Here is a 26,258-nt window from a genome sequence, read left to right on the forward strand (position 1 = left end):
ATGATCCGAAACTCTTTGATGATTTGGTGTTTCAGTTGAGTTTACGGATTGGTTCGGGATTTGGTTTTCCGAAATAATACCCTTGAGCCAAATCGGCTCCGTTAGCACTACAAAACGCTACCTCTTCGGCACGTTCTATCCCCTCAGCGAGAACAATGATATTGTTTTCGTGAGCGATCTGGGTGATCGCGCGGAAGATCGATTGGTTTATCTCATTGGTATCGATCTGATCGATGATTGCACGGTCGATTTTAACGATATCAGGGAGGAGCTTAGCAATCATGTTGAGTGAAGAGTAGCCGCTTCCGACATCATCGAGCGCTACCATAAACCCCTGTGATTTGTAAAAATCCAAAATCCGTCTTAAATGATCCAAATCCTCAACATGATCGCTCTCTATCACTTCGAAGATGATATTCTTTGGGTCAAATTCGAGTTGTGCAGCCCATTTTACAGTGGATTGGAGGCAGTGCTCTGGATCGTAAATGGCGGTGGGGATGAAGTTGATAAAGACTTTATTTTTGATATTTTTTACTGCAGCAGTTTTAAGTGAAGATTCTCGGCAAGCACGGTCAAGATAAAAAAGCATATCCCCCTCACGCGCCCATTTAAACAATCGATCGGGATAAATGAGATTCCCCTCATCACTTACCCCGCGAGCCAGAGATTCATATCCGTAAATGGTGTTGGATTTAAGATCAACTATGGGTTGGAAATGGGTAGTAAGGGCCCCTTTGGTGATAAGTGAGGAGAGTTCATTTGCCCCCATTAAATCTTTGTATTTTTGTAACGAACGCATCTCTTTTAAAACCATCGGAGTAAGTATTTGATTGTGTTCTAAAAAGAGGAGGCGTACCCCCTCACGTTCCATTTTAGTGAATGGATGGGCTTGACACAGTTTATATAAAAAGGATTCGAAATCCTCAGTAGAAGCGATAAGTGTTTGGGAATCTTCATGAGAAAAGTTGATCTTTTGATTCTCGAAAATAGTGCCGATTTTCGTACAAAGCTCCGCTACATCGCAGCTGATAATAACATTGCCTCCCTTATTCGAAATGTGTGGAAGCGATTGACATTTGGTGCAGCTCATAATTAACCCTTGCAATATAATCGATTGTGTCTCTTATCATAGGCGCTTTCGGACAATATTGGTAGGGTGGATATGGCGATTAATCGTTAAGTTAAATAAAACCTATCAAATCACTCTGTTTCATCGGTTTGGCAAATAAGTATCCTTGAAGTTCATCGACTCCATGTGTAATCAAAAATTCTTTTTGCTCTAGTGTTTCGACCCCTTCTGCAACGATGGTGACATCAATAATTTTGGAGAGGGCTATAATACTTTTAATGAGCATCGGACCGCGCTCATCCACTCCGATTTTGCGGATAAACGATTGATCGATTTTTAGGATATCGACATCGAGCTCTAAAATGTAACTCAAAGAGGAATATCCCGTCCCAAAATCATCAATGGCAATTCTAACCCCCAAGAGATGTAAATCACCAATCACTTTTTTAGCAGCGACAAGATCTAACATTAATGATGTTTCCACAATCTCTAGAATCAGTTTTTTAGGATTGAATTTTTTGGCTTTTATTGTGTTACTAATAAACTCAACAAACGAGGGTTTTAACAGAGTATCTACGGTGAGATTAACGGCAATTGAACCATTCTCTTTGAACGCAGGGGAGAGGGTAATAAACGTATCGATAGCGGTAGCGATAACCCACTCGTCTATTTGGGTCATTAAACCTGCTTTATGGGCTATGGGGAGAAAATCATCAGGTGCAATAAGTCCTTTTTTAGGAGAGTTCCAACGGATCAACGCTTCAAAAGAGTGACACTGATTATTTTGTGAATCAATCAGCGGTTGATAGAATAGGATCAGTTCATTGTGTTTAATTGCCTCTTTAAGCTCATTTCCGATTTGGAGATAGGTGGAGACTTGTTCTCTCATCTGTGGTGTGTAAAAATGGTATTTATTTCGCCCTGATTCTTTGGAGGTGTACATCGCGGCATCTGCGTTACTCAAAAGAATTTCAGCGCTCTCTCCATCATTCGGATAGACGCTGATACCGATACTGCATGCACTAAAGATCTTTTTGCCACCGATCAAAAATGGAGTTTCAAACAATTTTTTCAATTTTTCAGCGACCTGAGCAAAATGAGAGAGGTCTGAACCGTTTTCGATCACCATCACAAATTCATCCCCTCCGATACGGGCGATGGTATCCCCTTTGCGTGTTACTTTTTTAATTCGTTTGGCTACCTCTATGAGAAGCTGATCACCGCTTAGGTGCCCCATCGAGTCATTAACCTCTTTAAAATGGTCCAAATCGATAAAAAACAGTGCAAATATTTCTTTATTTCTATGCTTGTGTTGAATGGTTTGTTCGATTCGGTCGTTTAGAAGGCGTCGATTCGGAAGTTGAGTGAGAGGATCGTGCATCGAAATATGGGAAAGCTTTTCGGTTTCGGCTAAAAGCTGATCTTGGATGGTTATGTAGTCGGTGATATCGTGGGAGATTTCAAGATAAGCGGAAATTTCCCCATCTTCATCAAAAATTGGGCGTACATGTAGCTCAATATGACGTTTTTCACCACTTTTGGTTAGATGAATTTGTCGAACGGTCATCGATTGTTTAGAAGTTTGTACCTGTTGGATAGGGCATACGTGATCATCTTCGTTACAGGGACGTTTTAAATGATAGTTGAGACTGTAGCATTTAGTGGATTGCTCGTTGGTTAAATTTGGATTTAATTTTTTGGCAGCATTATTGAGCATTAGTACTGTGTAATCGGGTTTAATGTATAAAATAGGATCGGGGATTTCATCAATGATGGTTTGCATCGTCTCTTTGGAAGTTTTTAACAGGTTTTCAAGAACATTGATACGTGCTACCTTGTGCATTACGCTTAGAAGTTGATGAGGTTTGGTCGGTTTGAGAACATAACTATCGACACGTAAATCGATACTTCGTAAGAGGAGATTGGTATCACTAAAGGCAGAGTTGACGATGATCGGAATTGCCCCGTCACTCTTGCGTATCTCTTCGATCATGTCGAGTCCACTCATTTTTGGAAGTTGAAGGTCACTGATAATCATATGCGGTGAGTGTTTTTGGAAAAGTGCAAGCCCTTCTTCTCCATTACGTCCAATAAGGATAGTTTTAAACTCATCGCCAAAGGCATTAATAAATGCGCTAATTGTCGATTCGTCGTCTTCTATGTACAAAAGAATCAAGGAATTAAGCATTAGCACCTACTTGCAGTGTAATAGAAGTTTTCATCCCATTTTTGATTGATTTCATCTCAATAGAGCCATCCATACTGTTTTCGATGATCATTTTTGACATGTACAGACCGATTCCTGTCCCCTCTTTTTTCTCTTTGGTGGTGAAATAAGGCTCAAATAAACGGTTCATAATCTCAGCAGAAGCACCCCCTCCGTTATCGGTGATGGAGATGGTAACTTTTTGGGTACTTTTTTCAACTTTGAAACGGATGGTTCCTCCACTTTTTTGTGAGCTTAGGATGGCATCTTTAGAGTTATTTAGAATATTGATAAGCACTTGGGAAAACTCATTTTCGTAGCCATAAATCTCACAATCATTCATTGCATCATGGAGAATCGTGATCCCTGATTGTTTAAAAGAGTCGTTGACGAAAGAGATCGTTTTACTGATGAGTGCGTTGAGATGAAACATTTTTTTCATTTTATTGGGATTGAAAAAATCGCGGAAATCATCGATGGTGAGTGACATGTGCTGGATGGTTTTTTGTGACTCTTCGACAAAATCGTGAAACACCTCTTCGCTTAGAGTGTGCGCACGAAACTTTTTCTCGGTCCCAAAAAGGTTGAGGGCCAGTGAGTTGAGCGGTTGACGCCATTGATGGGCGATGTTTCCGATCATCTCTCCCATACTGGCGAGTTTGGATTGCTGGAACATCAGCTCTTGGTTTCGGATAATATCAGTTTTGTCGGTAAATCCGATAATGACGCCGAAATCATCGGTGGTAAAATTGATCGCTTTGATTTGAAACCAATAAATTCGGCTATCGATGATCAAATCGTATTCAATCTCGGTTTTGTTTTGGACGACACTTTTGACGTTATCAAAAAGGTTCGGGATGGTTACGAGGGCATTGATGACGATTTCACTCAAGTTGATTTTGTGAGAGTAGTTGATTTGGAAAAAACGTTCCATCCCTTTGGTATGGAGAAAGAGATCAAGATTTTTATCCAAAATCAAAACATCGGTATTGATCACTTCGACCACTCGGTTGAGCGCTTCATTGACAAACGCCAACTCTTTGTTTTTATGTTGAAGTTCATCGTTAACGGTGCTGAGTTCTTCGTTCGTACTTTGTAACTCTTCGTTAGAGGTTTCCATCTCTTCATTGGTACTTTGGAGCTCTTCGTTGGTGCTTTGGAGCTCTTCATTAGTACTTTGAAGCTCTTCGTTAGAAGTTTCTAGCTCTTCGATGGTGATTTGGAGACGCTCTTTGAGAGCGGTAAGCTCATTTTCGAGGATATTGACATCATTGATGTCGTGTGCTTGCATCTGATGCGACAGAAGCGGAGAACGCTCGGTTTCATTAATCTCTTCGAAGGTGACAAAATAGCTGCTTTCGGCGAGTTTATTGCGACCAAGGGGAAATACGGTGATGATAATGTAGATACGATCATCGGTGAGGGGGAGAATGCGGATTTTTTTGGAAACCGCAACGGACTCATTTTTGACTGCTTCGTTGAGAGTTGCACGCAGATCGAGGCGGAGAAAATCACTCACTTGTTTGTAAATTTCGTTGGTCACTAAACCACTTGGGTGGGAGATATGGCTGTTCTCCCCTTTGAAAAACAAAATCCCCCCATTGGAATCGACGACCACACCGTTTTGTGCGAAGTATCCTGAAACGGCACTGTTTATCGAGACATTGATATCCAGCACGTTCACTTCATCCCGCAGCTTTCGTGTACCGCGTCGGATATCTTTTCGCTGAAAGTAGGCGAGGGCATCGATATCGGCATTTCCCATGTCGGTCGATTTGCGATAAATTTTGTGTTTATTATCGATGATGGCAAAAATAGAGGTGAGATTTCCGATTGTCTCAGAGAGTCCCAAAAACATCAATCCCTGATAACGCATCGCATAAGAGAAGATACTGATAACCCGATGTTGAAGCTCTGCATTAAAATAGATCAAAAGATTGCGGCAACTAACGAGATCGAGATTGAGAAACGGCGGGTCTTTGATGACATCGTGTTTTGAAAAAACGATCATGTCGCGTATCGCTTTTGTAGGGGTAAAGCGATGATTTTTTTCGACAAAATACTCGGTGAGGATCTGCGCATTTATTTCAGCAATTTCTTCTTCATTAAAGCTCCGGTTACGGGCTTCATCGATCGCCTCTTCACTCACATCAGTCGCAAAAATGGTCACTTTTTTGGTGATTTCCATCTTTTTTAACAGTTCTGTTACGACGATAGCGACCGAATAGGCCTCTTCTCCCGTAGCACACGCCGCAATCCAAATACGCAGGTGGTTATCGAGTTTTTCTCGGAGGAGGGCTTCTAACTCTTTTTCGAGCGCTTTAAATGCCTCTTTATCTCTAAACAAAGAGGTGACGATGATGAGCAGCTCTTTTTTGAGTTTTAAAATCTCGGCGGGGGAGCGTTGGAGGAGATCGATGTAATCGTCCACACTTTCTGATTTCGTATCGATGATTCGGCGCTCTAAGCGGCGATGGATCGTGTTTTCTTTGTAGTCGCTAAAATCGACGTCACTTTTTTGGTTCAGGAGTTTAAAAATTTTGTCAATATTGTCTAAAAGATCAAAATGGCGGTCAAAGTATTTAGGATCATCAATCGCATAGGTGATTCCCTGCGCTAAAAGTTCTGAGGGGAGAACGGCGTCTACGGCATGGGTGTCGATAGCTGCTTTTGGCATCGAAAAATATTTGGCGTTTTCATTTTCTGCGAGGGCGATTCCGCCGTTTTGTTTAATAGCGACGATCCCTTCTGCACCATCACTTCCCGTACCACTGAGGATAATACCGATTGCTTTATCTTTTTTCTCTAGGGCTAATGATTTTAAAAATCGGTTAACGGAGGGTTTTGGATAGGGTTTGATGGAGGGGGCGGTAAGAATGAAATGCCCATTTTCAATTAAAAGATCAAAATTTGGGGGACAATAGTAGATATTATCTGCCAAAGGTTCTAATCCATCCGTGATTTGGGTAATCGGTATTTTTGAAAAACGGGATAGTAATGTTCCTAGTAATGTTGGTTGTTTCGGGTCGAGATGTTGAACAATGACATACGTAACTCTATCGGAGAGTTCGATGTTTTGGATAAATTTTTGAAGTGCTTCAAAGCCTCCAGCGCTAGCGCCCAGCCCTACAATCGTCAAATTCTTATAGGGATCTACACTTTTCTCTTTTGGCATTGTCTAAATCATCCTTTTGATTTGTTGAATCAGTTTTTGTATAGCGGTCACATTTTTTTGAACCCCTAAAAAATACTTCAGTTTATTATTTTTTTTGTCGAAAATAGGGCTAATAGTGAGTTCATTAAAAATCAACTCTCCGCTTTTGGTGTAGTTGCGTAGGGTGACGGTGACATCTTGCTGTTTGTTTACGGCTTCGCGCACTTCATCAAGCCCTGTCTGATCTCGATCATCCCCTTGTAAAAAACGGCAGTTGCGACCGATCACCTCTTCGGCAGTGTAGCCGAACAAGTCGGTAAACGCCTCATTAACAAAGATAATAGGGTTGTCGGGCTGATTAGGATCAGAGATGGTCAAACCATTTTTAGCTTGGTCCAAAATTTCTAGGACATAGTCAGTGATGTCCGGTATGTTATCTCTAAACTTTTTAAGGACATAATGTCCCCCATAATAATTATTGATCATCAAACAAGGGAGCCGTTTGCGGATGTTACTGATCAAATTACGAATATGTTTAGGATTAAACTCTTTATCGTAATCGTCCCAAATATGAAAAAAAATATCAACACTGCTTATCGGTCTATCGTAATGCTCAATAAAAAGTTTTAAGAGTGTCGTCATATTCGAGGTCAATGCTACAGGATGATTATCTTGCAATACAGCAAGCGTTTTAGGGTCCCAGTAGCAATTTTTTGACAATTTGATGAGTAAAGTTTCATTCATGATCTCAATTGTATTACAAAAGTATCTTTAAAGTGTCTTTATTTCATAACTAATCGTTAAACCTCTATTTGAAAGAGAGGAATAATAGACGTAGCGTCTCAATTTCCCATAATTTGAGAGACTTGCTGGTTCATAATCTCATTTTCAACCATAAAAGGGTGACGACAATAATCGTTAGCAAAAAAATATTCTGTTTCAATGATAATAAGTTGCATTTTACTTGATACAGGATGAAATCCGACTATCTGTTTATAAAATTGGTATAGGATAGAGAGTTCATTTGATGGGAAGGTTACACCATGCAGGATATTCGAACGCCTTGGACTGAATCGCCAGAACGCCTTTTTGAAATACTAGAAACATCCAAAGAGGGGTTAGCGGCGTATGAAGCGGACAAACGCTACGCCCATTTCGGACCCAACTCGTTGATGTCTGAAGAGCGATCGAAGATCGCCATGCTCTTGGGGCAATTCGCTAGTCCCATCGTCCTTATTTTGATTGTTGCCGGAGCCATTAGTTTCGGTATGGGGCACACCAAAGACGGGATTATTATCATCGCGATTTTGATCATTAATTCTTTATTGGGATTTTATCAGGAGTTGAAAGCGGAAACCTCTATTCGGTCTTTGCAACGTTTGACCGAGAATCATGTACGGGTATTGCGTAACGGTATCGAAACCACGCTCCCTGCACATACGCTTGTCCCCGGTGATGTAATCTTCTTGGGTGAGGGCGATTTGGTACCCGCAGATGTACGCTTGATCGAATCGTATGCCCTTGAAGTAGATGAAGCACTTCTCACCGGAGAATCTCTCCCGTGTGAAAAGAGTGCTGATGCTCTTGTCTTATCGGATGCTCCTTTGTATGAACGGGAGAACACCCTTTTTTCCGGTTCGTCGATTTTACGTGGTAAAACGGTTGCCCTCGTCTATGCGACCGGCTCGTTCACTGAAATCGCTAAGATTGCCGAAGCAGCACAGCAACGTTCTCCAGAATCTCCGCTTACCCGATCAATGCGCCATTTCTCAAAGCAGTTATTGGTCGCGATCCTTGCTATCCTTACCTTCTTAGGAATCATTTCGATTTTTCAAGGGCGCAGTTATGAAGAGATGATCTCTTTTTTAATCGCCCAACTCGTCTCAGCGGTTCCTGAAGGTCTGCCGATAGTTATCACCCTCATCCTCGCGATCGGAGCCTTTCGCCTCAGCAAACACAAAGTACTGGTTCGCCATCTCCCCTCCGTAGAATCGCTCGGGAGCACCACGCTAATCGCGACCGATAAAACAGGAACCATCACCGAGGGGATTTTGTCGGTCAAAGAAACACTTCCGATTGACAAGGAGGAACTGTACCGATGTGCCGCATTGTGTAACGACGCACATGATGGCAAAGGGGACAGTATCGATATTGCTCTGGAAAAATGGCTCAATGAAGATTTTGCCACGATTCAACATACCTACAAACGGATTTTCGATCATCCGTTTGATGCTACCACACGGATGATGGCAACGGTCAATCAAATCGATGATACCCAAAAACTCTACATCAAAGGTGCCTACGAAACACTCCTTTCTCTCGCTACGAACAGTGAAGAGGAGCGAAAACAGCTTCAAGAGGGGCACGACACCATGGCCTCCTTAGGGCTTCGTGTTCTTGCCTTTGGTGTGAGTGAACACCATTGGGAGGTACCCGAAAACGCACCGGTTCGCATTGTGGGATTGATCGCCTTTGCCGATCGTCCAAAAGCTGACGCGGCTCAAGCGATTGCACTGGCAAGAGAAGCAGGAATACGGATCATCATGATCACCGGAGATAATCCGATCACCGCCAGTGTCATTGCGGAAGAGATAGGATTAGAGCGTAAAGGAAAAAAAGTCCTTACAGGTTCAGAGATTGATACCCTCAGTGATGAAGAGCTTCAAGCACAGCTGGAACACACTTCGCTCATTGCACGCGCTATGCCTGAAAACAAATACCGTATTGTTCAGCTGCTTCAAAAACAAGGGAATATTGTAGCCGTTACCGGAGATGGGGTTAACGATGTCCCCGCACTCAAAGCAGCCGATTTGGGAATCGCTATGGGAAATGGAAGCGAAGCGGCAAAGGCCTCTTCTAAAATGGTTCTTGTTGATAATAATCTGGGGGTCATTATCGACGCAATACGCCAAGGTAGGGTTATTGCCGATAATCTTAGAAAAGTATTGTTTTATCTCCTATCAACCAGTTTGGGAGAAATCATCCTCATTAGCATGGCGATTTTAATGGCATTTCCCCTACCACTGCATCCCACCCAAATTCTTTGGATCAACGTCGTTACCGACGGGGTTTGCGATAAAACGTTTGCCATGTGTGATGAAGAGGGGAACGTTATGAAACGAAAAGTCCGATCGATGGATAAACAGTTTTTTGATCGTCCGATGATGCTTCGTCTGGGATGGTTCGCAGTAGTAACCGCTTCGGTGACGATGGCACTATTTGTCTATTTGTTGGATCATAACTACTCTTACACTGAAGCGATTACGATGACGTTTACGACGGTTGTTGCCGCGCAATGGGTTAATGCGATTTTAATTCAAAAAGAATCAGAACCATTCTTGAAAAACATTCGCCGCAGCTTTAGCATCAACCCTTGGCTCTGGGTTGGTATATCGATTGGTGTGGTGTTGCAAAGTATTGCTTTGTTTGTGTTGCCTGAATGGTTCCATGTCATCACCCCTACTGCTGAGATGATGGGATTTGTCGCGATGGCTTTGTTGGCAATTTTTGCTTTAGAAGAGGGATATAAATGGGTGGAATACAGTCGCAAGAAGTAGTTAAAATTTTATGTTTTTAAAATAATTCCTGCGCGTATCAATGCTTTATCGATATGATCGACGATATTTTCTTTTCCGATATGCTCATCAATGTGCGATTTTTCGATAAATTTTCGCACTTGCGCATTGACACCGGAGAGAATTAAAGAGGTATTTTTTTCATGAAGCCGTTGGTGGAGTACTTCCAGAGCATGCAATCCCGCCGCATCGATCAGAGGAACATAACGCATCCGCAAAATGAAAACTTTGGAGGGCTTTTCGAACAACGCGAGAGTATCGATCAGTTTTTCTGCGACACCGAAGAACAGGGGCCCTTGTATCTCATACACTTCGACATCTTGGGGTATTATTTTGTGTTGGATGGAATCAGGGTCATTTTCTTCGCTCTCTACCGCACGGATATGGGTCGCTTTCATCATTTGATCGATAAATAAAATCGAAGCGAGGGCAATCCCCGCTTGTATCGCAAAGTTCAAATCAACCAGTACCGTCAATAAAAACGTAACGATCAAGACAATGCGGTCGGTTCTCGGAGCGTGCATAATCTCACGGATATGTTTGATTTCGGACATATTCCACGCTACCACCATCAAAATCGCGGCGAGTGCGGCGAGGGGGACTTTTATAATAAGCGGGGCTAAAAGGAGCATAAAGATAAAGAGCCATACTGCGTGCATTATCCCCGCCACCGGAGTGCGTGCCCCGGCTTTTATGTTGGTAGCGGTACGGGCGATGGCTCCGGTAGCGGGAAGACCGCCGAAAACTCCTGAAGCAACATTGGCAATCCCTTGCCCTAAAAGCTCGGCATTGGATTTGTGGCGTGTACCGGTCATTCCATCGGCGACAACGGCTGAGAGGAGTGACTCGATAGCCGCAAGAGTGGCAATCGTGATCGCATCAGGGAGTAAAAGCCGAAGTTTATCGAACGTGATCTGTGGCCATACCGGTGTAGGGAGCATAGAGGGTATGGAGCCAAAGCGGCTCTCTATCGTCTCAACGGGTAAATTAAGTGCCCAAACGGCGAGCGCACTGAGGGTAACGACGATAATGGGACCGGGGATACGAGGGATATGTTGTTTTGCCAGTACGATAATACCGATAGACGAAAGGGCGAGGATTACGGCTATAACATTGGTCTCACCCAGATGAGCGAGATAAACGTAGAGTTTATCGATAAAATCAGGGGGAACGGTGGTGATGGAGAGGCCAAAAAAATCACGAATCTGTGAAAATGCGATGAGTAAGGCGATCCCTGAAGTAAACCCAACGATAACAGGGTAGGGGATAAATTTAATCAACTCTCCGGCGCGTACAAATGCCATGATCATCAAGATGATCCCCGCCATGATGGTTGCTAGTACCAGTCCCTCGTAGCCATGCTTCATAGCGACGGTCGCGACGGTGACGATAAAGGCCGCTGTAGGCCCCCCGATCTGATAGCGGCTGCCACCGTGTGCTGAGATTAAAAAACCGGCTACGATGGCGGTAAAGAGTCCACGCTCAGGGGGGAGATTCGAAGCGATAGCAATCGCCATGGCTAGCGGCAGGGCGACAATCGCTACCGCTAATCCTGCAATCGAATCAGCGATGAAATCAGAACGGCTGTATCCTTGACGTTTAAAAAGGGTGACAAGTTTCGGCTCTAGGGAGTCGTGAATCGAGCGAAGCATTGATAAATCTTTCAAAATTAAAATTATTTTGTAAGTTTAGCACTTTTAGTGACTCTTCAACTATTTTTAAGTAAAATTTCAAGATTCAAACTGTCACTATCCCTCTTGTTCTGCCACATTTTCGAAATTCCCTGTTTCGTTGTTTAGGCCTTTATATCACATGGAATGGATGTTGTACAGTGATTTTAAAATGGAGTTACTATGCTGATTTTATCCCCTAAGCAAGAGTGGTTCGGCAATATTCGCGGCGATATCCTCGCCGGAATCGTCGTTGCTCTTGCCCTCATCCCCGAAGCGATTGCGTTTTCGATCATTGCAGGGGTTGATCCAAAAGTGGGGCTGTATGCTTCGTTTTGTATCGCGACGGTCATCGCATTCGTCGGTGGCCGCGCGGGGATGATCTCCGCCGCAACGGGGGCTATGGCATTGCTTATGGTAACCCTCGTAAAAGAGCACGGGTTGCAATATCTGATGGCGGCAACATTGTTGACGGGAGTATTGCAGATATTTGCTGGGTATATCAAACTCGGTGTCCTTATGAGTTTCGTCTCCCGTACTGTTGTGATCGGGTTCGTGAACGCATTAGCGATTTTGATCTTTATGGCTCAGCTTCCTGAGTTGACTAATGTTACATGGTACGTTTATGCGCTAACGGCGGCGGGGCTAGGGATCATCTACCTTTTTCCCTACATCCCTACAATCGGAAAACTAATCCCCTCACCACTTGTTACAATCGTCGTATTGACCGCTGTTACTGTAGCTATGGGGATTGATGTTCGCACGGTCGGTGACATGGGAGCGCTTCCTGATACGCTTCCTCTTTTTCTCTGGCCTGACGTTCCGCTAAACTTTGAAACCCTCTCGATCATTTTTCCCTACTCTGTGGCACTAGCGGCAGTGGGGCTACTCGAATCGTTTATGACGGCCACGATCATCGACGATATGACCGATACCGACAGCGATAAAAACCGCGAAGCCAAAGGGCAGGGGATCGCTAACATCGCCAGCGGATGTATGGGGGGAATGGCGGGATGTGCGATGATCGGTCAGTCGGTTATTAATATCAAATCCGGTGGTCGAGGGAGACTTTCTACCCTTATTGCGGGTGTATTGCTCCTCATCATGGTTGTTTTTATGTCTGATCTGATCTCCATCATCCCGATGGCGGCACTCGTAGCGGTAATGATTATGGTTTCTATCGGAACCTTTAATTGGGCCTCTATCAAAGGGCTGAAAACCTTGCCATTATCGACCAATATCGTAATGCTCTCAACTGTTTTTGTGGTCGTAGGGACCCATAACCTCGCTCTAGGTGTATTTACCGGCGTTCTTTTGGCATCACTCTTTTTTGCCAATAAAATCAGCCACTTGATGTATTGGGACAAATCGTTCGAAGAGACGAGCAGTACAAGAATCTATAAATTTGTCGGACAAATCTTTTTTAACTCCGCAGATCGTTTTGCCGATGCGTTTGATTACAAAGAAGAGGTTAAAAATGTCGTAATCGACGTTACACGTGCCCACTTTTGGGATATATCTGCCGTGTATGCCCTCGATAAAGCGGTCATTAAATTGCGTACAATGGGTAAAGAGGTAGAAGTGATCGGACAGAATGAAGCGACTCAGACGATCATCGATCGTTTCGGTGTTCACGATAAACCCTCAGAGATTGAGAAAATGATGGGGGGCCATTAATCCGGTTATTTTTTAATCCGTGTGGAGTAATCGATATCTCATGAAATACAGTACCATACCAAGTGTAATGGCAGCTACGGAAGCAATCATAAAAAGAAGAGTACTTCCGTAGGAATCCCAAATGATACCTCCGAGTACTAATGAAATAAAAGTTGCTATCCCGACAGCCGTATAGTATATCCCATAGGCAGTCGCTTTGAACTCCATCGGTGCGGAATCTGAGATGATGGCTTTGGCCAGTGCGTTAAAACCGGCAGCAAAAAAACCGTAGATTCCAAACCCCACCCAAATAGCCCATGATGTTCCCAGCGTCATTGCCAGCGCACCCAAACCAAATGCGATATAGACGGCAGACAATAGGACCCCTTTTCCGATACGGTCGGCTAATCTTCCGATCGGGATGGCGAAGAGAGATTGAGTAAGATTATAGAGCGCGTAGGCAAGTGGAATCATCACCAGTGCAAGGCCATTACTCTCAGCTTTTAGGAGCATAAATGAATAGTTCATTGCTACGAGGCTAAAGAGACTCTGAAATAATACGAGCCAATAAAATGGAGCAGGGAGAGCTTTGGGAACAAATCGGCTCTTTGAAGGTTCAAAAGGAGTATCGGTGACGAGAAAAATGAGAATCGCCATCGAGATAAGTCCGGGAATCAGACTAATAGCAAAGACAGTTCTAAAAGAGGATTCGCTCTCACCCAAATACCACAAAACACCAAAAGCGGTGAGTGCCCCCGCCAACGCTCCGGCACCGTCCATCATTTTGTGAAATCCAAATACGAATCCGCTGATTGCTTTAGGGGTGGAAGCACTGATCAGAGCATCGCGCGGAGCGACCCGTATCCCTTTTGAGAGGCGGTCTCCGATTCGGATAGCGGCGATCATCGTAGCACTTTGGGCAAAAAAGGCGAGGGGTTTGATGAGGTTGGAGAGGCCATACCCGAGCAGTGTTAATCCTTTACGCTTACCCAAGCGGTCAGAATAAAATCCTGATAATGCAATCAGCAGTGCAACCCCCAGCTCCGCTGTACCTTCGATCAGACCGATTTCACTTTTAGAGGCATGAAGGAACCGTTCCAAAAAGATGGGGAGGAGGGGGAGAATCATCTCGGTCGAGAAATCGGTGAAGAAACTATTGGCTCCGAGTGCGATGATATTACGGTTAAGTGAGCGGATTTTCATCCACTAATTATAGCAGTACCGATTTAAAGATATTGCGATTTAATCAGATCGATGATTTCGGCGACACTGAGGAGTTTTCCGGTACTCACGACTTTACCGTCGATAACAAGCCCTGGGGTGCTCATGACATTGTATTCCATGATCTTCATAATGTCTTCGACCTTTTCGATTTGAGCGAATTTACCGCTTTGTGCTACTGCTTGTTTCGTTGCCTCTTCGAGGGCTTTGCATTTAGTACATCCCGTACCTAAAATTTCGATTTTCATTGTTTTTCTCCTATAAGACACTCTTGCATCATCGGTGCTAAGGTTTCAGCATTGACATCACCTGTAATGGTGATCGTCGAGCCGCCTTCGACCGTAGAGAGTTCAATCCCCTCGATTTTTTGCATGATCGCGGGATCACATGCACACTCACATTGACCGCTCTGGCACGCTTCGATTTTTGCACTGAGCTCTTCGGTGCTAAAACCACCGAGAAAGGCTTTGACTCCGCCTGTATGGTTCATCATTTCGATTTTCATATTATCTCCTATAAAATGGCATTAAATAAATATCCGACGCCCATAATCCCCAGCGTCACGGTACCGAAAAAGATGGCGATGAGTTTGAGGCTCATAACCCGTTTGAGAATCATCGCTTCGGGGAGGGAGAGGGCGGTGATCGCCATCATAAACGATAATGCCGTACCCAACAGCATACCTTTGGAAGTGAGAACTTCGATGAGGGGCATTACCCCTGCGGCGTTGGAGTACATTGGAACTCCGAGCAGTGTCGCGAGAGGTACGGCAAACGGATTGTCCGCTCCCGCGATAGAGGTGATAAACTCAGTCGGAACATAGCCGTGGATAAAGGCACCCGCACCGACACCGATTAAAACATAGAGCCAGATTTTATGGAGAATATCGAAAGTATACTCCCAAGCCTCTCTCAAACGTGTATCAAAGGCAATTTTTTGTTCTTCCGCTTTAATCTCCCCCTCTATAGGTTTGACCTCAATGAGAACTTCTTTCTCTAATCCAAGTCTTCCGATAACGATACCGCCGACAATAGCGACGAGAAGACCAAATCCGATATAAAGTGCCGTCACTTTCCAGCCAAATATGCCAAAGAGCATCGCGATGGCGATTTCGTTGTTGAGCGGAGCGGAGATGAGAAAGCTAAACGTCACCCCAAGCGGTATCCGTGCTTGCAAAAAGCCCAAAAAGAGGGGAATTGCCGAACAAGAACAAAAGGGGGTAATAATCCCGAACAATGCCGCAAGGACATTCCCCGTATACTCGTGCTTTTTACTGAGATACACTCGTACTTTTTCGGTGGAGAAATAAGAACGCAGCAAAGTTACGATAAAAATAATAACAATGAGTAAAAAGAGGATTTTAACCGTATCGTAGATAAAAAAGTTGAGGGCATCCGAGAGCTTCTCGCCTTGAGGCATTTTCAGCCATTCATATACGAGGACGTTGACGCTCTCTTGCCACATAATCAGTCACACAACTCGGATTGGATAATCGGCAAAAGGGTCTCTTCGATGAGAGCAAGCGTTTTTGCATACTCTTCCACTTCTTTACCGCTTGGGTCTTCAAACGCTACATGGATCGTTTTAACGGCCTTTGGAAACATCGGGCAGGTCTCATGCGCGTGATCGCAGACGGTGACAACGAGATCGAACGCTGTTTCGATCACCGTGTCGATCACTTTGGAGTGGTATTCGTCTCTCCAGTACCCTTTTTCTTCCAACAGTGCTTGGGCGTTGGGGTTGACTTTTCCGCTGGCTTTCACCCCTGAGCTTTGCGCAAATACACAATCTCCCATTTTCGCATTGATAAGGGCTTCACCCATGATGGATCGGCAGCTGTTGCCGGTACAGAGGATAAGGACATTTTTCATAATTTACACTCTCCAGTTTCTGATAATTTTTGTAATGGGGGAAGTTCAATTTCCAAACAACGGATTTCAGCCAGCGCTTCGCTTCGGAAACGATCCAACGGAGAACGCAAAGAATAATAAGCCCACGTACCGCACCGATCCACCCGTAAAAATCCTCCCTCTTTGAGGATTTTCAAATGGCGTGAAAGACGCGATTGAATCATCCCAAAACTCTCTTGGAGATCACAGACACACAGTGGTCCGTGTTTATCTAAAAAAGCGAGGAGTTTGATACGGGTTTCATCGTTAAGTGCCGATACGGTTTCTAAAAAGATATCCATGCGTTACCTCCGATTTGTGAAAGTGTAACGAAATAAAAATAATATATCAAGATATATTGATATTGTGATACAATTTCCCCATCTGTTTTTGGAGAACACTATGATTTTAGCGGTTTCGCTCTTTTTAGTTACCCTTGTTTTTATTATTTGGCAGCCGCGAGGATTGCAGATCGGTACCACGGCGGTAGTGGGTGCCATTGTGGCTGTGATCCTCGGAGTCGTGAGTTTAGCCGATGTGTGGACGGTCACCTCCATCGTCTGGGATGCGACACTTGCCTTTATCGGTATTATCATCCTCTCTATGGTACTCGATGAGATCGGCTTCTTCGAATGGGCGGCACTCAAGATGGTTCGTTTGTCGAAAGGTAACGGAAATCTTATGTTTATCTATATGATGATTCTAGGAGCATTAGTAGCGGCATTTTTCGCCAACGACGGGGCAGCGCTGATCCTCACCCCGATCATTTTGGCCAAGATGAAATATCTCAAGCTCAATCCCGTTGCGATGTTCGCATTTTTGATGGCGGGAGGATTTATCGGCGACAGTGCTTCCAATCCTCTCGTCATCTCTAACCTCACTAACATCGTGACGGCGGGGTATTTTGGACTCGGATTCTGGGAATACGCACGGACGATGTTCCTCCCGAATCTCCTCAGTATCATCGCTTCTATCGTCGTATTGTGGCTCTTTTTCCGTAAAGACATCCCTACACAAATCAATATCGACAATCTTGCCACACCTGAGAGCGCGATTAAAAACATAACGATGTTCCGCCTCAGCTGGTGGTTCTTGGGATTACTGATGGTGGGGTATTTTATCGGGGATGCGTATCATCTCCCTATCTCGGTCTTCGCCCTCGGCGGCGCTTTGGTCTTCCTAGCCATCGCGACGTATTTCAAGGCGACCAAGCCAATCATGACAATCAAAGCGGCACCGTGGCAGGTCGTGTGGTTCAGCATCGGTCTTTACGTCGTCGTCTACGGTCTGAAAAACGGCGGGTTGACGACGTATCTCGCAGGGGTGATTATGGAGCTTCAGAGCATGGGTAACGTCTATGCCGTGATCGGCACGGGATTCCTCTCCGCCATCCTCAGCTCGGTGATGAACAACATGCCGACCGTTATGATCATGGACATCGCGATTGCCGAAGCAGGGAACAGTGCATTGGCGTATGCCAACATCATCGGATGCAACCTCGGACCAAAAATGACCCCGATCGGATCACTTGCAACCCTTCTTTGGCTCCATGTTTTGGCGCAAAAAGGGGTCAAAATCGGATGGGGCGAGTATATGAAAGTAGGGCTGGTGATTACCCCTCCTGTACTGCTTGTAGCATTAATTGGATTGATTTAGAACGATCCTAAAACAGTTCAGCCCCGATGCATGCTGATATTCCAGCGTATAGCCGTGTTTGTTGAGGATAGAATAGGTGATGTAAAGTCCCAATCCTAATCCACTTTCTGATCCCTCATAGGTACGGTTAAACGGCTTGGAAAAAACTCGGTTTTCATCAGGGATCGGATCTCCGATACTGCATACTTCAATACTGTGTGACAATATAATCAGAGTCGGTTTCGAGTTGGAGTATTTGAGTGCGTTGTCGAGAAGATTTTTGAGGGCAATGGAGAAAAGCTGGAAATCGGCGTTGATCATCAAATCGGAGTTTTCCCCTTTGATGGTAATATTTTTTTTGTCACACAGCAAAATATCACACGTATGATCGAGGATATCGACGAAACGGTACTCTCGTCTATTAAGATGCCACTCCCCACTGCTAAATTGCTCCATTTTTGAAAACTCATCCAAGAGATAACTCATCCGATTAAAAATCCGTTTTAACCGCTCTTGCTCTGCTGATTCACCAATACAGTCGGTGGTAAGGGAGCCTTTCATAATCGGGGTTTTTAACTCATGTAGAATATTACGTAAAAACAGGGAACGCGCTTCTTTCATGGCCGCTATTTTTTCTAAGACCAGATTAAATTCGCGGGTGATCTGAGAAATCTCGTCTTTTCCATCACTAGACATTTTAAGACGGGTATCGCCCTCTTTGAAATTTATAATGGCATCTTTGAGACGATGCAGGGGGGTAAGTTTACGCAATAGATAGAGAAAAAAGAGCAAAACAAGTATATCAATCGCGACAAATATCCCCCAAATTTTCCATGACGAGTATTCTTTCAAATCTTGCAGAACAATCGTGGTAAAAGGAAATGGTAGTGGTGGCGGCAGAAATTTTGAATCCCCCATCATCGGTGGCGGTCTACCAAATTTAAAATCAGGGGGAGGAAATTTTATGAAATAGATCTTGTTATCATAGCGCATCATTTTGCCAAAAGGGAAGGATACTAAAGATTCCCCTTTAGTACGCAATATTTCTGAAGAGTATGATGAGGGTATTATCATTAACTGTTTTAATTCTGAGTCAAAATTGCCCTTTTGATGGTGGATGAGCCTATCTGCTAGCGCAAATCGTTGCATTCGATCCGCTATTTGTTCTTTGGAGAAATGTTGTTGAGCAATCCAAAAAAGCCCGTTTATCAAGGCAAATATCAGTAGAAAAAAGAAGATAATGAGGCGAATAATGGAGTGATTATTGATTAACAAATTTATATCCTACACCCCGAACCGATACGATATAACGGGGATTTTTAGTGTCGTCGCCGATTTTTTGACGGATTCGTCCCATGATAACATCAATACTTTTGAGACTGCTCTCATATTTGATCGATCCAATACTCAATAGTAGCTCTTCGCGTGAGATAACGGTGCGGTCTTTTTGGATCATGTAAGCGACGATATCGTATTCAGCTTGGCTAAGACGCAGGTATGCACCGTGTCGTGTAATCTCATGACGTTCATCATCGACCTCAAAGGGGGTGAGTGCTTTGGGCATGGTCGGATGGAGGCGTCGCAAAATCGCATCGATTCGGACAATAAGCTCTTGCGGATCGTAGGGTTTTGGGAGATAATCATCTGCTCCGCGTGCAAATCCCATCATTTTATCCCGTATGTCAGAGCGAGCAGAAGAGATGATGATCGGGATCGAGCTCTCTTGGCGAATCAGGCGGCAAATCTCCATCCCATCCATCTGTGGCAGTGAGAGATCGAGGACTAAAAGATCAAAATGTTGTTTTTGAAAGAGGCTTAACCCTTCCAGTGGTGTTGTCGTGATAGTTACATCGATATTATCTTTGACTAAACGTCCCTTTAACAGTTGTGCGAGTTCGATATCATCTTCAATCATTAAAACATTTATCATAAAGCGATTATAACGGGGCAAAAGTAACAAGTAAGTAACACATGCCCAAGAGGGGCATGTATAGATTTAAGCACTGAGGCTTAAAAGGGAGGCCGTATTAGTCGAAGAGGCATTATTGCCATAATAAGAGAGAATTTTTTGAAGCATATCGTTACGCATATTTTTAAATGCGTCTTCGCTTGCTGTCTCAGTGGTTGAAGCAGTTGTTTGGGTCGATTCACTCGTACTTGTCGAGTTATTGGTTGAATCTTTTTTGAATAGTACTGCTAATTCCTCCATGCTCACTGTACCGTCTTCATTGGTATCGAGTGCAGCAAAAATTTCACTGGTGGTACTGTCACTTTCGGATGAAGCCGAAGAAGATTCACTCGGCGGAGGCATTCCGCCCGGTGGTGGCGGTGGCATTCCACCATCTTGGCCTTGCGATGATTCCGGCGGTTTCATGTTTTTAAGTGCCGCTACCAGTTCTTCAGTACTCATACTGCCGCTGCTGTCGGTATCGAGGATTGAAAAAACATCGCTTGCAGAGCTACTGTTTGAAGATGCAGAAGAAAACTCGCTCGAACTCACTGAGCCATCACTGTCTGTATCCAAAGTTGTTAGTAGTTCCGCCGCGATATCTTCAAAACTCGGTTTTGAGCTTTGCGCAGTAGAAGAGGCTGAAGAAGTATATGACGCATACGAATTGTAATTCGATGAGACTGTCATGGGAGACTCCTTATCGGGTGTAGCAAGAAAAAAATCTTACTCAGAGCGTAGGATAAAGGTTATAGAGTAACTAGTGGGTAACATTTAGGATAAAAAAAATGATTTATTTATAAGAATAGCCTAAGTGATAAAAAGGGATAATCTACTAACGGATAATAACAATAACATTTTTAGACAAAGTAATAGCATTGAAAGATCATAAATCATATCTATGGCAATTGTTTGATCGTCAAATCATTCAGCCTAAACCGTTGATGCGCACTCTGATGTTTCCCCTTTTGATTCTTATTATTGCCTGTACTGTAGGGATGGGAGTCCTTTTTTATCAGCAGCATCTTTACTATTTAGAAGACTCATTTAGCAAAGATATTACAGAGTTAAATCATGACATGGAGGTGCTACTCAATGAGCAAACTGCTTCCCTCCAATTAACCCTAAAACCTATAGTAAAAGATAGCGTTACATTGAAGGCGTTGAGCAACAAAGACAGCGACACATTGATGATGCAATGGCAAGATGTTTTTGAAAAAATGAAAGAAGAAAATGCGCTTACTCATTTTTACTTTTTGGATAAAAATCGTGTCTGTTTGGTGAGAGTCCATAATCCTAAGAAACGAGGGGATATTATCAATCGCTTTACTGCTCTAGAAGCGGAGTGGAAACGTCAAAGCTCATCTGGACTTGAGCTTGGACCTATGGGTACTTTGACTTTACGTGTGATACAACCGGTGATTGTGGACAATGAGCTGATCGGATACATTGAACTGGGTAAAGAGATTGAAGATGTCCTGAAGCTTCTCCATTTTCAATCTAATAGCCATTTAGGAATGGTATTGCGTAAAGAATTTTTAAATCGGCAAGATTGGGAAGAGGGGATGCGTTCACTCTCTCGTGAAGCTGATTGGGATCGTTTTGAAAAAGAGACGTTGGTTTATGCCTCCAATCCAAAACTCTTTCAACTTTTGACCCCAAAAATAGCTGAACGATTAAAACAGCATGCTCATCATGATATTGGCGAAGTGATAGAGAGACATGGAAATAGGTACCGCCTCTCAGTCGTCGGACTTAAAGATGTTTCAGGAAAGGAGATCGGGGACTTTTTGATCCTCAGAAACATAACCCATGAAACGAATAAATTTTTGGATACGGTGCTGATAGGGGGGATGATTGGTTTTGTCGTGATCTTTTTGATGAGCGGGTTTGTCTATTTACTGATTCGTCGCAGTGATGATGGGATCAAAAATCAGCAGCGCCAGTTGCAAGAGAGCCAGCGTCGGTTGGAACAAATGGCACGCCACAGTCGTAGTATCATTTGGGAAGTGAATGAGCAGGGGGTTTACACCTACGTGAGTGATGTTGCGTATGAGGTTCTAGGATACACCAGCGAAGAGTTAGTGGGAACCTATTTTTATGATCTTCATCCTCAAAACTCTCGTGAAGCGTTTAAAAAAGCAGCTTTTGAAGTTTTTGAGCAGCAAGAACCTTTTAGTAATTTTAAAAACAAAGCGCTTACTAAAGACGGTATGACGGTATGGCTTATGACTAACGGTATCCCGATTGTTGCCCCTGATGGTAGATTACTGGGGTATCGGGGGAATGATACTGATATTACCGAGTGGCAAAAAGCTGAAGATGTAATTGTTGAATCACGTAATCTCCTCAATACGATTATCGATACGATTCCAATCCGTGTTTTTTGGAAGAGTAAAACATTACGCTACTTAGGATGCAATACACTATTTGCGCGGGATGCAGGATTAGAATCGCCGCAAGAACTCATTGGTAAAAATGATTATCAAATGACATGGTCACCGCAAGCCGATTTGTATCGTGCCGATGATTTTGCCGTTATGAAATCCGATGGGGCGAAACTTTTCTACGAAGAAGAGCAAACGACACCGGATGGTGACACGATTTGGCTGAGTACCTCGAAAGTGCCGCTCAAAAATAGTGCGGGTGATATCATCGGGATTTTAGGAACGTATGAAGATATCACTGCGCAAAAAGAGATGCAAACTACTTTACGTGTTAACGCAAAAATGTTGAATGAGGCACAGCATTTTGCCCGAATGGGAAGTTGGTCATTGGATTTGAGGCATAATACTCTCGTATGGTCGGATGAAGTATTTCATATTTTTGAGATTGATCAAACACGCTTTGAAGCAACGTATGAGGGATTTTTAAATCAAATTCACCCTGAAGATCGGGAGATGGTGAATCATGCATACCGTAATTCTCTCCAAACAAAAGAAGCTTACGAGCTTACTCATCGTCTTTTAATGGAGGATGGCAGGATCAAATGGGTCCATGAAATCGGGATGAGTGAGTTTGATCTAGAGGGCAATCCTGTCCGTTCGATGGGAACGGTGCAGGATATAAGTGAGCGAAAAATCGCCGAAGACGCCATCAATCGACTCGCTTTTTATGATCCATTGACGGAATTACCGAACCGTACGCTTTTGATTGATCGACTAAATCAAGTTCGGATATTGAGTGATCGTAACGGAGAGTTTTCTGCATTATTGTTTGTTGACTTGGACAACTTCAAAACTCTTAATGATACATTAGGACATGCGATGGGAGATGAACTTCTGCGTCAAGCCTCTTTACGTTTTAGAGGGTGTGTGCGCGAAGGAGATACGGTTGCGAGGTTCGGTGGAGATGAATTTATCATTCTTCTTTTGGGGGTAGGCAAAGATGAAAATCATGCCGCGTCGGCGTGCAAAGCTATTGGTAAAAAAATCTTGGATGTATTGAGTCTTCCCTATGAATTGGAAACCCTCACCTATCAATTAAGTGCCAGTATGGGGATTACTCTGTTCAAAGGGGATAAAACAACGAATGATGAGTTGATGAAACAGGCCGATTTGGCAATGTATAAATCAAAAGATGCGGGTAAAAATACACTGAGCTTTTTCGATCCGGAAATGGAAAGTTCTCTGAAAGAGCGAGCATTGATGGAAGAAGAGATTCGTCGAGGAATCGAACAAGAACAATTTCTCCTCTACTATCAGCCCCAAGTCGATGAGAAGTCAAATGTCTACGGTGCCGAAGTATTGGTTCGTTGGAACCATCCTGAACGAGGGATTGTTTCACCGGCTGAATTTATCCCTATTGCTGAAGAGACGGGGTTGATTTTACCTTTGGGTCAGTGGATTTTAAAGACGGCGTGTGATCAGCTAGTACTCTGGGCAGATCAAGAAGAGTTTAGTAATTTAGGTCTTGCTGTCAATGTAAGTGCGCGGCAGTTTAATGAAAGTGATTTTGTAGAGCAGGTTCTTTCCGTTTTGAAAGTGAGCGGAGCTAATCCTATGCTGTTGAAACTCGAATTGACTGAAAGTTTGTTGGTACAAAATATCGAAAAGACGATTGAAAAAATGGAGCGTCTAAGAGCCGAGGGAGTTCGCTTCTCGCTCGATGATTTTGGGACAGGGTATTCTTCTCTCTCATACTTGAAAAAACTTCCACTGACTCAGTTGAAAATCGATCAGAGTTTTGTCCGAGATATCTTAACCGATACGAATGATGCTATCATTTGTAAATCAACCATCGCGTTGGCAAACAGTATGGGACTCTCGGTTATTGCTGAGGGGGTAGAGACAAAAGAGCAGTTTGAGAGCCTTCTGTCGTTCGGATGTCGTACGTATCAAGGCTACTGGTTTAGCCGTCCGCTTTCTTTAGAGGCATTTGAAGCGTATCGTAAAAATAACTATTCAACATTAAGTGCTCAATCATGAAAAATATCAAACTTAAAATTATCCTTTTCTTGAGTCTTGTGATCGTTTCGGTTTCAGTGATCATTACAACGTACAATCTTTATTACGAAAAGCAAGAAAACCAAAGACGTATGAGCGAAGCGTACGATCATGTTTATCGAACTTATAATGAAACGCTCCAAGATTCGATCCGTTTTTATTCCTCACGGGCTCAGGCTAATCTTCGCTCACCGGGGGTGATGGAAGCGTTTAGGGCCAAAGATCACGATACACTTCATAGACTAGTCACTCCGCGATGGGAAGTAATGCAGAAGGAGAACCCTTGGTTAGTAGTTTTGCAGTTTCATAATGGGGACGGAAGCTCTTTACTCAGAATGCATCAGCCTGATGTGTACGGCGATAAAATCGCATCACAGCGTTCAATGGTAGCTTATGTACATAAAACTGCTCAGCAAGTTGCAGGGTTTGAAGAGGGGCGTCAGGGGTTGGCTTTTCGTATCCTTATTCCAGCGTTTGACCAAGGGGTTTATGTAGGGAGTGTCGAATTTGGAATCGCAGCTCCTTATTTCACCGATAAAATCTATCGTTTTGCAGGATATAACTCTTTTTTCTTTGTTAATAAAAATGCTTTAGGGACATTCGGACGCGTCGCTCAGCCTATTAGTGTTGATAACCACATAGGGATGGATATCCCCTCTGAATTCCGACCTTTTATAAAACAATATGCGCTTGAGCATCCAAAACTGGAAAATGGTGTTTTATCTTATCGGAACCAAATGTATGAAGTGAACATATTAAACACGAACGATTATCAAAATAAGCCGATCGGGGCGATTATGTTTATTCGCTCTACGAATGATTTTAATGCCCATATTCGTCATCTACTCGTTGCATCAGCGCTCATTGTTCTCGTGTTGATCGTCATCATGAGTATTGGTATTGATCGAATTTATACGTATATTACCGAAAAAATGAGTTTCCAAAAACGGTACGCTCAAATGATTCTCGATTCTGTACCCTCACCGGTAATCGTGACAAATGGAGTGGAGCTGATTGCGGCAAATAACTCCTTTTTAGGCTATTTACAATATGACAATCTCGAAGCTTTTAAAAAGGAACACTTGTGTGTTTGTGAATATTTTGAATCAGGGGATACTGATGAGTATCTGATGCCAACGCGTAATGATAAACTCTGGACCGAGTACATGATTGAGCATCCACTAAAAATACACAAAGCAAAAATTACCATCAATAATGTTACCACAACGTTCGAAGCTCGTTTATCGGTGTTAAAAGTTAATGAAGAAACCCGTTACGTCGTACTGTTTAATGATATCTCGATGATGCAGATCCAAACCATGAACGATCCATTAACACAGATCCCTAACCGTCTCCATTTTACGATGGTTTATCGCCATTTGATTAGTATGGCGAGAAGAGCTGAAAAGCCTCTCACTATTCTCTTTTTTGACATCGATCATTTTAAAGGGGTGAATGACCGATATGGTCATTTGATCGGAGATAAAGTTTTAAAACAAGTTTCAAAACTAGTAAGCCAAAGAATACGTAAAAGTGATATCGTAGCCCGTTGGGGAGGAGAAGAATTTATCCTCCTTTTACCCGATACAGAGATTGAGGAAGCAACCAGAGTCGCACAGATGCTTAGAAAAACGATTGATGAGGAAGATTTTGAAGAAGCTGGACATATCACCTGCTCTTTTGGTGTTGCCACTCTTGAATCTGATGAAGACGGTGAGCATTTGTTGAGCCGTGCGGATGAGTTATTGTACGAAGCAAAATCCAATGGACGCAATCGGGTAATCTCCTAG

General features: G+C 43.4%; 19 protein-coding genes. 5 read left to right on the forward strand and 14 right to left on the reverse strand.

Annotation, left to right across the window (positions count from 1 at the left end; translation table 11 throughout):
- Positions 1–31: 31 nt before the first annotated feature.
- From PHR02_RS04290 to PHR02_RS04305, 4 genes are all read right to left on the reverse strand, one after another.
- Positions 32–1,090 carry an EAL domain-containing protein gene (locus PHR02_RS04290; RefSeq protein ID WP_299989432.1) on the reverse strand — a complete coding sequence of 353 codons (1,059 nt, stop codon included), beginning with the start codon at positions 1,088–1,090 and terminating at the stop codon, positions 32–34.
- A 91-nt stretch (positions 1,091–1,181) separates the two neighbouring features.
- Entirely contained in the window at positions 1,182–3,257 is a 2,076-nt protein-coding gene (locus PHR02_RS04295) for an EAL domain-containing protein (protein ID WP_299989434.1), read from the reverse strand.
- Complete coding sequence (locus PHR02_RS04300; RefSeq protein WP_299989438.1) at positions 3,250–6,450, reverse strand: CheR family methyltransferase; 3,201 nt, start codon at positions 6,448–6,450, stop codon at positions 3,250–3,252. Before PHR02_RS04300 ends, PHR02_RS04295 begins: the two co-directional genes overlap by 8 nt.
- Positions 6,451–6,453: 3 nt before the next feature.
- The gene (locus PHR02_RS04305; protein ID WP_299989440.1) at positions 6,454–7,173 is read right to left on the reverse strand and encodes a PAS domain-containing protein; all 720 of its coding nucleotides are present in this window, start codon (positions 7,171–7,173) and stop codon (positions 6,454–6,456) included.
- A gap of 299 nt (positions 7,174–7,472) precedes the next feature.
- On the opposite strand from PHR02_RS04305, the gene PHR02_RS04310 reads away from it, so the two are divergent.
- Positions 7,473–9,986 (forward strand): cation-transporting P-type ATPase, encoded by a 2,514-nt coding sequence (locus tag PHR02_RS04310; RefSeq protein WP_299989442.1) that lies wholly within the window; start codon positions 7,473–7,475, stop codon positions 9,984–9,986.
- An 8-nt stretch (positions 9,987–9,994) separates the two neighbouring features.
- Here the strand turns inward: PHR02_RS04310 and PHR02_RS04315 are convergent, their stop codons facing one another.
- On the reverse strand, positions 9,995–11,671 hold the full coding sequence (locus tag PHR02_RS04315) for a SulP family inorganic anion transporter (protein ID WP_299989445.1): 1,677 nt from the start codon (positions 11,669–11,671) through the stop codon (positions 9,995–9,997).
- Positions 11,672–11,860: 189 nt separating this feature from the next.
- Between PHR02_RS04315 and PHR02_RS04320 the strand changes: the two genes are divergently transcribed.
- Complete coding sequence (locus tag PHR02_RS04320) at positions 11,861–13,351, forward strand: SulP family inorganic anion transporter (protein ID WP_366141162.1); 1,491 nt, start codon at positions 11,861–11,863, stop codon at positions 13,349–13,351.
- A gap of 12 nt (positions 13,352–13,363) precedes the next feature.
- Here the strand turns inward: PHR02_RS04320 and PHR02_RS04325 are convergent, their stop codons facing one another.
- Genes PHR02_RS04325 through PHR02_RS04350 form a run of 6 tightly spaced genes read right to left on the reverse strand, consistent with a single transcriptional unit; the run spans position 13,364 to position 16,742 of the window.
- On the reverse strand, positions 13,364–14,533 hold the full coding sequence (locus PHR02_RS04325; RefSeq protein WP_299989451.1) for an MFS transporter: 1,170 nt from the start codon (positions 14,531–14,533) through the stop codon (positions 13,364–13,366).
- 23 nt (positions 14,534–14,556) lie between these two features.
- A complete protein-coding gene (locus PHR02_RS04330; RefSeq protein ID WP_299989454.1) occupies positions 14,557–14,799 on the reverse strand; it encodes a thioredoxin family protein in 243 nt (80 codons plus the stop codon).
- Positions 14,796–15,056, reverse strand: a complete 261-nt coding sequence (locus PHR02_RS04335; RefSeq protein WP_299989457.1) for a hypothetical protein — start codon at positions 15,054–15,056, stop codon at positions 14,796–14,798. The genes PHR02_RS04330 and PHR02_RS04335 overlap by 4 nt, the downstream gene beginning before the upstream one ends.
- Before the next feature lie 8 nt (positions 15,057–15,064).
- Complete coding sequence (locus tag PHR02_RS04340; protein WP_299989460.1) at positions 15,065–16,015, reverse strand: permease; 951 nt, start codon at positions 16,013–16,015, stop codon at positions 15,065–15,067.
- A 2-nt stretch (positions 16,016–16,017) separates the two neighbouring features.
- Positions 16,018–16,422 carry an arsenate reductase ArsC gene (locus PHR02_RS04345; RefSeq protein ID WP_299989463.1) on the reverse strand — a complete coding sequence of 135 codons (405 nt, stop codon included), beginning with the start codon at positions 16,420–16,422 and terminating at the stop codon, positions 16,018–16,020.
- The gene (locus PHR02_RS04350) at positions 16,419–16,742 is read right to left on the reverse strand and encodes a metalloregulator ArsR/SmtB family transcription factor (RefSeq protein ID WP_299989466.1); all 324 of its coding nucleotides are present in this window, start codon (positions 16,740–16,742) and stop codon (positions 16,419–16,421) included. The genes PHR02_RS04345 and PHR02_RS04350 overlap by 4 nt, the downstream gene beginning before the upstream one ends.
- A 100-nt stretch (positions 16,743–16,842) precedes the next feature.
- Here PHR02_RS04350 and PHR02_RS04355 point away from each other — a divergent pair, with 100 nt between their 5' ends.
- Positions 16,843–18,096: an arsenic transporter gene (locus PHR02_RS04355; protein ID WP_299989468.1), complete on the forward strand. Its 1,254-nt coding sequence runs from the start codon at positions 16,843–16,845 to the stop codon at positions 18,094–18,096.
- On the opposite strand, the gene PHR02_RS04360 is transcribed toward PHR02_RS04355, so the two are convergent.
- The 3 genes from PHR02_RS04360 to PHR02_RS04370 form a co-directional block, all read right to left on the reverse strand.
- Positions 18,079–19,350, reverse strand: a complete 1,272-nt coding sequence (locus PHR02_RS04360) for an ArsS family sensor histidine kinase (RefSeq protein ID WP_299989471.1) — start codon at positions 19,348–19,350, stop codon at positions 18,079–18,081. The genes PHR02_RS04355 and PHR02_RS04360 overlap by 18 nt on opposite strands.
- The gene (locus PHR02_RS04365; protein WP_299989474.1) at positions 19,337–20,005 is read right to left on the reverse strand and encodes a response regulator transcription factor; all 669 of its coding nucleotides are present in this window, start codon (positions 20,003–20,005) and stop codon (positions 19,337–19,339) included. The genes PHR02_RS04360 and PHR02_RS04365 overlap by 14 nt, the downstream gene beginning before the upstream one ends.
- A gap of 66 nt (positions 20,006–20,071) precedes the next feature.
- Positions 20,072–20,713, reverse strand: a complete 642-nt coding sequence (locus PHR02_RS04370) for an EF-hand domain-containing protein (protein WP_299989477.1) — start codon at positions 20,711–20,713, stop codon at positions 20,072–20,074.
- Between the two features lie 188 nt (positions 20,714–20,901).
- Between PHR02_RS04370 and PHR02_RS04375 the strand changes: the two genes are divergently transcribed.
- Together PHR02_RS04375 and PHR02_RS04380 are read left to right on the forward strand one after the other, a co-directional pair.
- On the forward strand, positions 20,902–24,450 hold the full coding sequence (locus PHR02_RS04375) for an EAL domain-containing protein (RefSeq protein WP_299989480.1): 3,549 nt from the start codon (positions 20,902–20,904) through the stop codon (positions 24,448–24,450).
- Complete coding sequence (locus tag PHR02_RS04380) at positions 24,447–26,258, forward strand: diguanylate cyclase (RefSeq protein WP_299989483.1); 1,812 nt, start codon at positions 24,447–24,449, stop codon at positions 26,256–26,258. Before PHR02_RS04375 ends, PHR02_RS04380 begins: the two co-directional genes overlap by 4 nt.

It is taken from the genome of Sulfuricurvum sp. (assembly GCF_028688295.1).
GTDB lineage: Bacteria > Campylobacterota > Campylobacteria > Campylobacterales > Sulfurimonadaceae > Sulfuricurvum.